The organism is Algivirga pacifica (genome assembly GCF_039543525.1).
Classification (GTDB): Bacteria; Bacteroidota; Bacteroidia; order Cytophagales; family Flammeovirgaceae; genus Algivirga; species Algivirga pacifica.
On sequence record NZ_BAABJX010000039.1, the window covers coordinates 24,555 to 35,690 of the forward strand.

9 protein-coding genes are annotated in these 11,136 nt (G+C 39.3%); 7 read left to right on the forward strand and 2 right to left on the reverse strand.

Annotated elements, in window-relative coordinates:
• The first annotated feature begins 94 nt into the window (after positions 1-94).
• Positions 95-1,396, forward strand: a complete 1,302-nt coding sequence (locus ABD985_RS13525) for a hypothetical protein (RefSeq protein ID WP_345372569.1) — start codon at positions 95-97, stop codon at positions 1,394-1,396.
• Positions 1,397-1,674: 278 nt separating this feature from the next.
• Here ABD985_RS13525 and ABD985_RS13530 read toward each other — a convergent pair whose 3' ends face one another.
• Positions 1,675-1,896: a hypothetical protein gene (locus tag ABD985_RS13530; protein ID WP_345372571.1), complete on the reverse strand. Its 222-nt coding sequence runs from the start codon at positions 1,894-1,896 to the stop codon at positions 1,675-1,677.
• A 450-nt stretch (positions 1,897-2,346) separates the two neighbouring features.
• Here ABD985_RS13530 and ABD985_RS13535 point away from each other — a divergent pair, with 450 nt between their 5' ends.
• The 4 genes from ABD985_RS13535 (at position 2,347) to nagA (ending at position 7,826) form a co-directional block, all read left to right on the forward strand.
• A complete protein-coding gene (locus tag ABD985_RS13535; RefSeq protein ID WP_345372573.1) occupies positions 2,347-3,246 on the forward strand; it encodes an ABC transporter ATP-binding protein in 900 nt (299 codons plus the stop codon).
• A 109-nt stretch (positions 3,247-3,355) separates the two neighbouring features.
• On the forward strand, positions 3,356-4,645 hold the full coding sequence (locus ABD985_RS13540) for an ABC transporter permease (RefSeq protein ID WP_345372575.1): 1,290 nt from the start codon (positions 3,356-3,358) through the stop codon (positions 4,643-4,645).
• A gap of 338 nt (positions 4,646-4,983) precedes the next feature.
• On the forward strand, positions 4,984-6,291 hold the full coding sequence (nqrF, locus tag ABD985_RS13545) for an NADH:ubiquinone reductase (Na(+)-transporting) subunit F (protein WP_345372577.1): 1,308 nt from the start codon (positions 4,984-4,986) through the stop codon (positions 6,289-6,291).
• A 371-nt stretch (positions 6,292-6,662) separates the two neighbouring features.
• A complete protein-coding gene (gene nagA / locus ABD985_RS13550; RefSeq protein ID WP_345372579.1) occupies positions 6,663-7,826 on the forward strand; it encodes an N-acetylglucosamine-6-phosphate deacetylase in 1,164 nt (387 codons plus the stop codon).
• A gap of 270 nt (positions 7,827-8,096) precedes the next feature.
• Here the strand turns inward: nagA and ABD985_RS13555 are convergent, their stop codons facing one another.
• Positions 8,097-8,531, reverse strand: a complete 435-nt coding sequence (locus ABD985_RS13555; protein WP_345372581.1) for a BLUF domain-containing protein — start codon at positions 8,529-8,531, stop codon at positions 8,097-8,099.
• Positions 8,532-8,766: 235 nt separating this feature from the next.
• On the opposite strand from ABD985_RS13555, the gene ABD985_RS13560 reads away from it, so the two are divergent.
• Together ABD985_RS13560 and hemG are read left to right on the forward strand one after the other, a co-directional pair.
• Complete coding sequence (locus tag ABD985_RS13560; protein WP_345372582.1) at positions 8,767-9,591, forward strand: hypothetical protein; 825 nt, start codon at positions 8,767-8,769, stop codon at positions 9,589-9,591.
• A gap of 216 nt (positions 9,592-9,807) precedes the next feature.
• Complete coding sequence (gene hemG, locus ABD985_RS13565; protein ID WP_345372584.1) at positions 9,808-11,118, forward strand: protoporphyrinogen oxidase; 1,311 nt, start codon at positions 9,808-9,810, stop codon at positions 11,116-11,118.
• The last annotated feature ends 18 nt before the right edge of the window (positions 11,119-11,136 follow it).

The window sequence follows — 11,136 nt, forward strand, 5'->3', positions numbered from 1 at the left end:
TTATATTTTTTGTTTATTGGTTATTGCTTATGGTTTAATGCTCAGTTGAATTAAACGATAAACAATAACCGATAACCGATAAACAAACTTTATCATGAAAAAACTTATTCATAAACTACAAGAAAAAAAATGGCTATTATGGGGGATTACGTCTTTCCATGCCGTATTCTTAATTGTAGCTGTTCTTTTTTATAATCGCTTGCCATTTGCTTTGGGAGATGAGGTGACGCTTATTGAGATGACTTCTATTATGAAGAATACGCTTTTTAAGGTCGAAGAAAAGCCTCCTAAAGAACGCTTCTTGTTTATCAACTGCGCTTGGGAAAAGGATCTTATTCCTAAATTGGATGAGTACGGTTGGGAGATAGGAAAGATTGATATCACCGACCGTAATTCATTAGGGAAGTTTGTTCAGAAGATCAATCGTACCAATGCTCATGAATTGTTGTTGATGGATATACAGTTCTATATGCCTACGGCCAACGATTCTGTATTGGCAGCGGAGTTGCCCAAGCTTAAGAAAGGGTTAGTCTCTTATCACAAGGGAGCTGATAATAAGCCCCGCTATCCTATCTTTAAAGGAATTCCTCTAGGGTTGTCTGATATGGAGAGCCAGTTGAGAAGCAATCAGGATGATCTAGTGTTGAAGTATCACCTTATTCAAGGAGATAGCCTTAAAACAACTCCTTTGCGTATGTATGAGGAGATTCATCAGGATACATTGGAGCATGGACTCTTTTTTAATTCCCTGGGAGGCTATCCAATACTCAATGCTTATATCATTGAACACCCTATCCGTAAAAATGATCTATTCAATAAGGTAGATTCTCTCAGGTATCCTTATATGCACTTGTCTGAAGTAATTAATATTTCAGATAAGCGTTTTGCCAAGATTGTTAAAGATAAGGTCATTGTTTTGGGAGACTTTGAGAACCTGGATATCCATAGAACGATTTATGGTAAGCAACCAGGACCTCTTATTTTGGTCAATGCTTTTCTGGCTCTAGAGAATGGAGATAACCGCATCACTTATGCTTTCTTGCTATTTATGTTTATCGGATTTGCTTTTGCTTCTTATAAGGCGATTGTTTATAAAGATCCAGTGACGACCTTTTTAGAGAGAAAGCTTTCGACTGATCACTTCTTGTTAGAGCTGACCAGAGATACTTTATTTTATTTGGTGTTCTTTGGTATCATGTCCCTGGTTTCTTATTTCTTCTTCAATATGCACTTAACCATATTGGTTTTGTCCTTTTATTTAAATGGACTGGAACAACTGATGATTTTCCTTCATGGAGAGGAAGATGAAAACCAAGAAGATAAGCAGGAGAGAGAAGGACAAATACAGTCAGAAATACCTGTTGAAGTGGAAACAGTCGATAGAAAAGACGTATAATTTACTAAAAATTATATTATATATAGTATAAATTGTACTTTTTTTAAAAAAATACAGTAAGGGAGTTGTTGCTTCTATTTATATCTATTAACATCGCAGTGACCTCTTGTATTTTTTAGATTCTAATCGGACGGATTTTGTAAGAGTTGGTTGAAATTAGTTAACAGATGTTGAACCGCGTGTGCCGATACCGGTCTATCTTATCAATCAGACTTATACATCAATCTAAAAAACATTAAAAAAGCCTCATTTAGATGAGGCTTTTCTTTTTTCTGAGTTTAAGGATGATCCGTGTCGTCCTCCTCGTCTTCCCTTAATACATCTAGATCATCACGATCCTTGAGCTTTTTGTCAACAACAGTTCTATCCAGGAATCGATTCAGTTCATCAATGGAGTAAGTACTTTCGATTTCTCCGGAAGCATTGATACGAATGTCAAAGCCTTCCAGTTCAGAATTAACCTTTGGTTTTTTCTCCTTACGTTTTTTAAAACTTCTCATAGCGGATATTTTTTGGGTATACACAAGCTTCCTTATGTAAGAAAGGTTGTGAAAATGTTAGTTGGCTATTGGTAGGGTTAAAAATGTCTACTAAACCTGCATGACAAGTTTAACCGGAAATAATAATAGTTCATTTACAGGATTGTCTGTACTTAAATATACTTATTTTTTTATAAAGAGTCTTATTGATTGTTAATTAAAGAGGTTGATTATAAGGATTTTAAGTTTCTCTTTGGATTTAATTGATAAGGGAAGGTTGTTAATAGATTGCTTCAAAAGAGGGTATATATTTGGAAATATGTCAATAGACTTCCGTTTTTGCGTATAAATTGAGAAAAACTTACAGTGCGTATTGCGACTGCTATTTTTACAAATATTTACTAGTGTTTACGGCTATTGATTATACAATAGGTTATGTGAAAGTAAACATTGTTATGCTGATGGATTTTTATGATTGAGGTAAAAGGATTGACAAAGTGTTTTCAAGGGCATACCGCTTTGAATCAAGTTACTTTTAAAGTGCCCTCAGGAAGTATCGTCGGTTTGTTAGGACCTAATGGAGCCGGAAAAACTTCCTTGATTCGTATCCTAAACCAAATTTACCTACCAGATGAAGGGGAAGTGTATATTGATGGTCGGAACTTGAAAAAGGAAGATGCATTTCTTATGGGGTATTTGCCGGAAGAAAGAGGGCTTTACCGTAAGATGAAGGTAAAGGAACAGTTATTATACCTTGGCCGCCTTAAAGGACTTCAACAGAAGGAAGCATTGCAGCGTATTGCCTTCTGGCTAAAGAGACTCAAGATAGAGCAATGGGAGAATACCTATGTCGAGAGTCTTTCTAAAGGAATGCAGCAGAAAATACAGTTTATCGCAACGGTTTTGCACCAACCCCGATTGATTGTGTTGGACGAGCCATTCTCTGGCTTCGACCCCATCAATGCAGAGATGATTAAGAAAGAAATCCTTCGATTGCATCAGGAGGGTGCGACGATTATCCTATCTACCCACCGTATGGAATCGGTCGAAGAACTATGCCAGTATGTGGTGTTGTTGCATCAGTCTAATAAAGTGTTAGAAGGGGAGGTAAGTCATATCAAGGAGCAGTTTAAGGAAAATCAATACCTGTTGGAGTCCAAGACCCCTATTCGTTGGGAAGGAATACCCGTAAAAGTCTTGAAAGAGGTCGATATTGTGACCGGAAAGCAGTATACCTTGTCTTTGGAAGAGGTATCTACTTCAGAACTTTTGTTAAATGTCGCTTCCCAAGTAGAAATCACCCGTTTTGAAGAGCGTATTCCCAGTATGCAGGAGATTTTTATGAAAGCAACGCTTTTTAATGAAGAATGAGAAATGAAGAATGAGGTTTTCGTTGGGTGACCACATGGGGGCGCCCGTACCTTTCACCTTATACCTCTTACTTTATACCTATTACCTTATTATACCTCTTACTTTAACCATGAATGTTTTTTTAATTATTCAGAGAGAATACATCACTAGAGTTAGAAAACGATCGTTCCTGATTATGTCTATACTGGGACCTCTCTTGGTGGCGGGCTTTTATGCTATCATTATCTGGAGTGCTGTTACAGCTAATGGCCCTCAGCAGATTGCGATTTATGATGAAGAAGGTTTACTCTACAAGGCTTTTGGAAATACAACATCTCAAGGGCATTACTTCCGAATTAATCAAGAAGAGTTTCAGCAGCAGAAGCAAGGCATGGGAGAGTTATATTACGATGCGATCTTGCATGTAGTATCCAAACGTCAGGAGGCTGGATTACCTATTGTTCGGTTATACTGTGGTAGCAAACTGAATAATCAGGTATTGGCGCATATTCAAGAAGAAGTCAACAAGTCAATACGCCGGATTAAGCTAAAGCGAGCAGGATTGTCGGAAAGGGAAGTGGAGGGACTGGAAGAAGATTATACGATGATGGTGATTGACCTGACAAAAGAGGGGAACGCTGCCTCGGAGGATGAGTTGGTTTCTGTTGTTGGTTTTTTGGGAGGATTAGTAGTCTACCTATTTATCTTTATGTATAGTGTACAGGTAATGAAGGGAGTGATGGAAGAGAAGCAAAACAGAATTATTGAAGTAATGATCTGTAGTGTACGTCCTCTGGAACTGATGATGGGCAAGGTTTTGGGGATTGCTGCAGTTGGACTCACGCAAATAGGGATATGGATTGTTTTGATCACATCATTATCTTTAGGAGTTACCTTGTTTCTTGGAATAGATCCTTCAGAGGTAACAACTTCTTCTGCGGTTGTGGCAGGGACAGTGGCAGGTACCGAGTGGTCTCAGTTAATACAATCTATTGCACAGATTGATTTTATGCTCTTGGGAGGATGCTTTATTTTCTACTTTTTGATTGGGTACCTGAGTTATGCCGCTCTTTTTGCAGCTATAGGAGCTGCTGTGGATGCAGATACGGATACACAGCAATTTTTGTTACCTGTAAGTATGCCGTTGGTCCTATCTATTGCGCTGTCAGGAAGTATTATGGTGGCTCCGGAAGGTGATTTGGCGGTATGGCTATCCATGATCCCATTGACTTCCCCTGTGGCAATGATGATTCGAGTTCCTATGCTTGGTTATGATTGGCAAATTTTAGTGTCCATGGCACTATTGCTTATCTTCTTTTTTGGGGTTACGGTCATTGCGTCCAAAATTTACCGTATAGGTATCTTGGTACATGGAAAAAAAATCAGTTATCAGGAGTTGTTGAAATGGCTCCGTGCTTAGATTGAAAGTTTGAAAAAGAGTAATACTCAGGCAACCAACACGGAGTAAAATATCAATGAATTGGTGACTTTGGTCATGTTATCAAAAGAGAAGAGGTAAAAGACGAAAAACATTCTTGGATACCTATAGTTATAGGTGTTACAAAAGCAGAATAAAAGGTGTTCTGTGTAAGAATCTTACTTTCTTGGAAATGAGTATATTCCATGCTTTTTTTAGCGAATATATTGGAATTTCCCAATTCAAACTGATAAAAATACTTTCATTCGGGACGGAAGTGTTTTATATTTGCAGCAAAATATTGGATTTATATAATTTTATAAACATCAATTAAGGTCAAAATGGATATTCAATTTGTAGTAGTAGGTGCAGCGATTGTAGCCTTTACCGCGATTATCCTGTTGTTGGTGTTCATCCTTCTATTTGCACAAAAGAAATTGGTGCAAAGCGGACCGGTGAAACTACTGATCAACGGAGAAAGAGAGGTAGAGGTTTCTGCAGGCGGTACTCTGCTTACCACTCTCTCTGCGGAGAAGATCTTTTTGCCTTCTGCTTGTGGTGGAGGTGGTACCTGTGCCATGTGTAAGTGTAAGGTGACTGATGGTGGTGGCGACGTATTGCCAACAGAGGTTGGGCACCTGAGCAGAACTGAGCAGCAGGAAAAAGTAAGACTTGCTTGTCAGGTGAAGGTGAAACAAGACATGCATGTCGAGATTCCGGAAGAAATCTTCGGTATCAAGAAGTGGGAGTGTGAGGTCGTTTCTAACTATAACGTAGCTTCTTTCATTAAAGAGTTCGTTGTGAAACTTCCAGAAGGAGAAACACTAGACTTCCAAGCAGGTGGTTACATCCAAATTGACGTTCCTGCGATCGAGGTTGATTTCAAGGATATTGATATTACAGCTCACCCTCGTATGGGTAAGAAGCCTGATGAGTATCAACAAGAGTGGGACAAGTTCGGTCTTTGGGATCTGAAGATGAAGAACGATGAGCCTATCTTTAGAGCTTACTCTATGGCCAACCACCCTGCAGAAGGTGATATCATCATGTTGAACATTCGTATCGCTACGCCACCTTGGGATAGAGCTAAGAACAATTGGATGGATGTAAATCCAGGTATCTGTTCTTCTTACGTATTCTCAAGAAAGCCGGGTGATAAAGTAACGATCTCTGGTCCTTACGGAGAATTCTTTATCAAAGATACGGACAAGGAAATGATTTACGTAGGTGGTGGTGCTGGTATGGCGCCAATGAGATCGCACCTATTCCACCTGTTCCACACGTTGAAGTCAGGTAGAAACGTAACATTCTGGTATGGTGGTCGTTCGAAAAGAGAGCTATTCTATATCGAAGACTTCCAGAATATCGAGAAAGAATTCCCTAACTTCAAGTTCTACATGGTACTTTCAGAGCCATTGCCAGAAGATAACTGGAAGGTGAAGAAAGACATGCACGACGCAGAAGGTGATGGATTCCTAGGTTTCGTACACCAGGCATTGATCGATAACTACTTGGGGCAGCATGCTGAACCAGAAGAAGTAGAATTCTACTTCTGTGGTCCTCCAATGATGAACGCAGCAGTAGTGAAAATGTGTGAAGACTTCGGTGTTCCACCAGAAAATGTATTGTTTGACGACTTCGGTGGTTGATCCGTACAGTATAGATATGCGAAAAGCCTTGGTAGCAATACCAAGGCTTTTTTTAATGAAGAATTAAGAATTAAAAATGAAGAGTAATTAATAATTCCTCATTCTTCATTATTAATTCTTAATTATAACAATTTCGTTGATCCATTGTATGCGTTCAACCACTAAGCTCCCACTTCCCTGTTTTCCGTTACGTGATTTGAAAAGCAGACTCCTGCTTTTTGGGTATTTCCACTCTGAGAAGTGAAATGTCACTATTTTCAGTGAACCTACTATTGAAGGTTTTTTCGTTATTTAGTGCTACCAAATATGGGAATTACATCATCTCGTCCTTGTTCAATAAACAAACACAATCGAAAAGACCACACATATATATGAAGCTCATCAAAAATGTCACCGTTGTTTCTCCAGATGTATATATGCCAAAAGCATCTATCTTGGTAGATGGGGATATAATCATTAAGGTTTTTGCACCGGGAAAAGAAACTCCTTTTACTTCTGAGGTGATTGATGGAGAGGGTTTGATGGCAATGCCTGGTTTTTTTGATATCCATACACACGGTACGTTGGGTGCCGATGTGATGCATGGAGAGGAAGAGGCTATTCGTAAAATTGCGAAGGGAAAGATAAGTGAAGGGGTAACGTCTTTTTTGCCTACTACCTTGACTGCCCCTTTTGAAGATTTGCAAAAGGCAATGAGGGCTGTGGCAGATTATGCGGAGAATAGGGCATATGCAAAAGTACCAGGAGTGCATATCGAAGGACCGTACATTAATGAAAATTGTGCAGGAGCACAGAATCCGGCCTTTATTCGTTTACCCAACACTCAGGAAATTGAAGCTCTGAATAATTTATATAACATCAGCGTTGTTTCGCTGGCAGTAGAGAAACAGGGGGCAATGGAGTTTGTTCATGATATGTCTAAGCAGGGTATTATGTGCTCCGCTGCCCATACTGCTGCCACTTACCATCAGTTGAAGTCGGCAAAGCGTAATGGATTGCGCCACCTAACACATTACTGTAATCAAATGACACCTTTGCACCACCGTGAAATAGGATTGGTAGGTGCTGGTATTATGGAGAGTGATCTTAAACTGGAGCTTATTTGTGATAAGATCCATCTGTCTCCAGAGATGATACAGTTGATCTTTAAGGTGCAAGATATCGATAACCTTATGTTGATTACCGATTCTATGGAAGCATCCGGACTGGAAGATGGTCGATATGATATTGGTGGTCTGGCTGTAAATGTGCAAGAAGGAGTGGCAACATTGGATAGTGGTAACTTAGCAGGAAGTACCTTGAAGTTTAATGTAGGTCTAAGAAATATTTATCAGTTGACTGGTATCCCTCTAGAGAAGCTAGTGAAGACTACTTCATATAATCAGGCGAAGAGTTTGGGAATGGAGGGAATAGGAAAGATAGAAGCAGGCTACAAAGCGGATTTGGTCTTACTGGATAATGACTTTGAAGTGGTACAAACCTACATCGATGGAGAACTAACCTATGATGCTGCAAGTATTCAGGAGCACCAATAAGAAGTAACTATAGTAGTTAAGATTGAAGTTGTAGTATGATGTTAGTTTATTGGTTATCGCTTATCGTTTAATTAAACAACCGACAGTTGAGGCGGCTTACGCCGCTGGTTGAGTAGCACTGCGTGCTGTTGAGTTTCACCTTCGGTGAGTTGAGCCTTTGTTTATAATGTAGCTAAATCTCAACGGAGCGAAGCTCCTCTCAACAGCACGCAGTGCTACTCAACCAGCGGCGTAAGCCGCCTCAACAACATGAGTCACTCATGTTTTTTCTTATATATTGACTAGTAAAAAACGACGCAAAATACTCATTCCTTCATCGGAGTTTAGAGGCCCCCTGCCTAGCATTAAGTCTTCTATATCCTTATGTAGATTCGAGTATTCCGATTCCGATAATAAATCTACGTGGTCCAAGTCCTTATAGGCCATACTCCATTCAGTAAAAGCTCTCTCTTTAATGGGGCCGGAGTGTCTCATCATAGCCCCTCCGTGTCTTTTGTCTTTTTTAATATGCTCATACAATTCCATGACATCTTCTTTGTTTCCTTCCAGACATTGAAAGAAACGTTTATTGGTGTGGATTAGTAGTCCAGTGATGTTTTTCTTGGCATTGTTGCTTTGACAGGTATTCAGGATTTTCTCGATTTCCAGTTGATCACATTGAGGGGTACGAGCACTGGTGTAGATCAGGCGAAATAGTTTTTCCATAGATATTTAATAGGGTTGTAGTGAATAGGGGTTTGATAAGGATTAATATAAGGATACTAATTCTTACTATACAAGAGTTAATATTTAGAAGAAGGTAAGAGAGCGTGTGATTTGAAGCTGAAAATAGATAGAAAGTCAATCTTACGGTCTGTTTTAGATAAATTGAACGTGGGATAAGTTGAAAAAGCGCTATTTTGTGAATTGTAAGATATAAGGTGTTCTTATAAAGAAATGAATGACGATAATATTATTCTGGAGGATGGGAGTTGTTAGAACTATAATCAAGTATGGATTAATTGTAGGTGCTTTTTTCATTAGTGGAGCCAAAGGGTGGGGGCAGTCTTATCCTACAGAGCGTCAATGGAGTAGCCCTGCTTTATGGATGACTGTTGGAGGAGAGAAGGTGATCGATTCAACGCAGCAGGTAGTAGTAGAGTTATCCACAAGGAGTTTTACTCCTTATAGCCATTTCAGTGCCTTTCCTGCAAGCTTATTTCACCTACAGGCGGCTTATCAGAGAAGTTTAACGAAGCGTTGGCGTATAGGAGGGAAAAGTCGTTGGAGGCAACGGGTGATGAATACTACTTGGCATAATGGAGTATTTATTGTTCATGAGGGAAAGATTGCTTCCTTAACATTATTGAAAGAAGCTCATTATGAGTGGGTGTATTGGAAAGAAAGACCAACACAATCCTATGGTCGATTTATAGGTAGTATGGCAGCACAGAAGTCTTTTCTATGGAGAGATAAGCCTATGATGCATGAACTGAAAGCAGAGCTGTTTATCCATCATAAGGATCAGTATGCAACCTATCGTAAAATTGATCAGGCTCGCTTGGGATATACGTTATATTATGACCTTCCTAAGGTGCGATTAGGAGTGTCATTAGCCACCAATAATCGTTACTCTTTTGCATTGGGGAGTATTAGGCCTGTATATGATGAGGAAGGAAATATTGCCTTAGGGGAAAATGGAGAGGAGTTATATGAGGAGATTCCAGATCGAAATATAAATGCTATTCAACCTTATGTGGGGGTGTCTATGCAGTGGAATTTATAGTTGATGTTGAAGAATGAAAAGTAATAGGTAAAAGGTAAAAGGTAAAAGGTAATAGGTAATAGGTAAAAGATATAAAAGAGTTTAATTTTATCCTTTATCCTTTATCCTTCAACCTAATACTGACCTCTCAGATTATTATTTATAAATGAAAGTCACTTTTTTTTAAAAGATATACCTAGAACTTGCACCGAAACACAAGATAAATAACAATACATTATGATCGCAATTATTGGCGGAGGGATATCAGGCTTATCAGCTGCTTACCATTTAAAGAAAAAAGGAATTCAATGCAAACTGTTTGAGGCTTCCTCTAAGGTAGGAGGGAAAATTAGCACTCTTAAGGAAGGAGCTTACCTGTTTGAGGAAGGACCTAACTCCTTATTGCTTCATGAGGAGCATTTAGCCTTTATGGAAGAAATAGGGTTAAAAGAAGAGTTATTAAGGGCGGCGGAAGTGAACAAAAATCGTTTTGTCTTTAAAAAAGGAGGATATCAAAAGCTACCATCCTCTCCGCCGTCACTGTTGTTTGGTGATTTCTTTAGTTGGGGAACCAAGCTAGCGGTATTGACAGAGGCATTTAGGAAAAGTAAAGCCCCCAAGAAAGGGAAGGAAAGTGTAGCAGACTTCTTTAGAAGAAGATTTAATCAGGAGATTGTAGACTATGCGGTCAATCCATTCATTAGTGGGATTTATTCGGGTGATCCAGAGCAATTACTTATAGATCTTACTTTTCCTAGTATGGCTAATGCTGAACGGGAACATGGGTCGATCATTAAGGGGATGATGAAGAATAAAGGAAGTATTCAGCGTAAAGCTACTTATAGTTTTAAGGAAGGAATGCAGACCTTATCGGATCAATTGGTATCATTGCTGGATGATGTTGCCTTGAATACCCCTGTAAAGTCGGTTAAGAAGGTAGGGGAGCAATATGATGTGGTTACCGCTCAAGGAACAGAGCGATTTGATAAAATAGTGTTCAGTGTTCCGGCTAGTGTGGTGGCTAATTTATTGGAAGATCTCTATCCACATTTGGCCTTCACTTTGAGACATATTAATTACGCTCCCATGTGTTGTGTACATTCTGTTTTTAAGAAAAAGGATGTAGGCTATGAGTTGGATGGGTTTGGAGGATTGCATCCCCAAAAAGAAGGATTATTTACTTCTGGGAGTATCTGGTCAAGTTGTATTTTCCCTGATCGTGCCCCAGGTGATGAGGTATTGTTGACCACTTTTGTTGGAGGAATGCAGAATATTCCAAGTACGGAGTTGTCTGATGATGAGATCATGGAACGTACAACTCAGGAGCTGAATGAAATCTATCATATTAGTGGCGCACCTGTATTACAGCGAATGACGCGTTGGGAGCAGGCGATTCCTCAACGAGACCAAAGGTTGTTGGAAGTACAGGAAGCTTTAAAGGATATCAATGAGGACCATCTTTACTTCAATGCCAACTGGAAGGAAGGAGTGTCAGTTATTGATTGTATTGAGAGTGGCAAAGCGCTAGCCACTCGATTAACAGACTAGCAAGTTTATGTTGAGGCG

Bases quoted from the DNA above. Each gene is read 5' to 3' on its own strand.
- ABD985_RS13560 (WP_345372582.1), top strand. From the start codon at position 8,767: ATGACGATAATATTATTCTGGAGGATGGGAGTTGTTAGAACTATAATC.
- ABD985_RS13530 (WP_345372571.1), bottom strand. From the start codon at position 1,896: ATGAGAAGTTTTAAAAAACGTAAGGAGAAAAAACCAAAGGTTAATTCT.
- ABD985_RS13525 (WP_345372569.1), top strand. From the start codon at position 95: ATGAAAAAACTTATTCATAAACTACAAGAAAAAAAATGGCTATTATGG.
- nqrF (WP_345372577.1), top strand. From the start codon at position 4,984: ATGGATATTCAATTTGTAGTAGTAGGTGCAGCGATTGTAGCCTTTACC.
- ABD985_RS13540 (WP_345372575.1), top strand. From the start codon at position 3,356: ATGAATGTTTTTTTAATTATTCAGAGAGAATACATCACTAGAGTTAGA.
- nagA (WP_345372579.1), top strand. From the start codon at position 6,663: ATGAAGCTCATCAAAAATGTCACCGTTGTTTCTCCAGATGTATATATG.
- ABD985_RS13535 (WP_345372573.1), top strand. From the start codon at position 2,347: ATGATTGAGGTAAAAGGATTGACAAAGTGTTTTCAAGGGCATACCGCT.
- ABD985_RS13555 (WP_345372581.1), bottom strand. From the start codon at position 8,531: ATGGAAAAACTATTTCGCCTGATCTACACCAGTGCTCGTACCCCTCAA.
- hemG (WP_345372584.1), top strand. From the start codon at position 9,808: ATGATCGCAATTATTGGCGGAGGGATATCAGGCTTATCAGCTGCTTAC.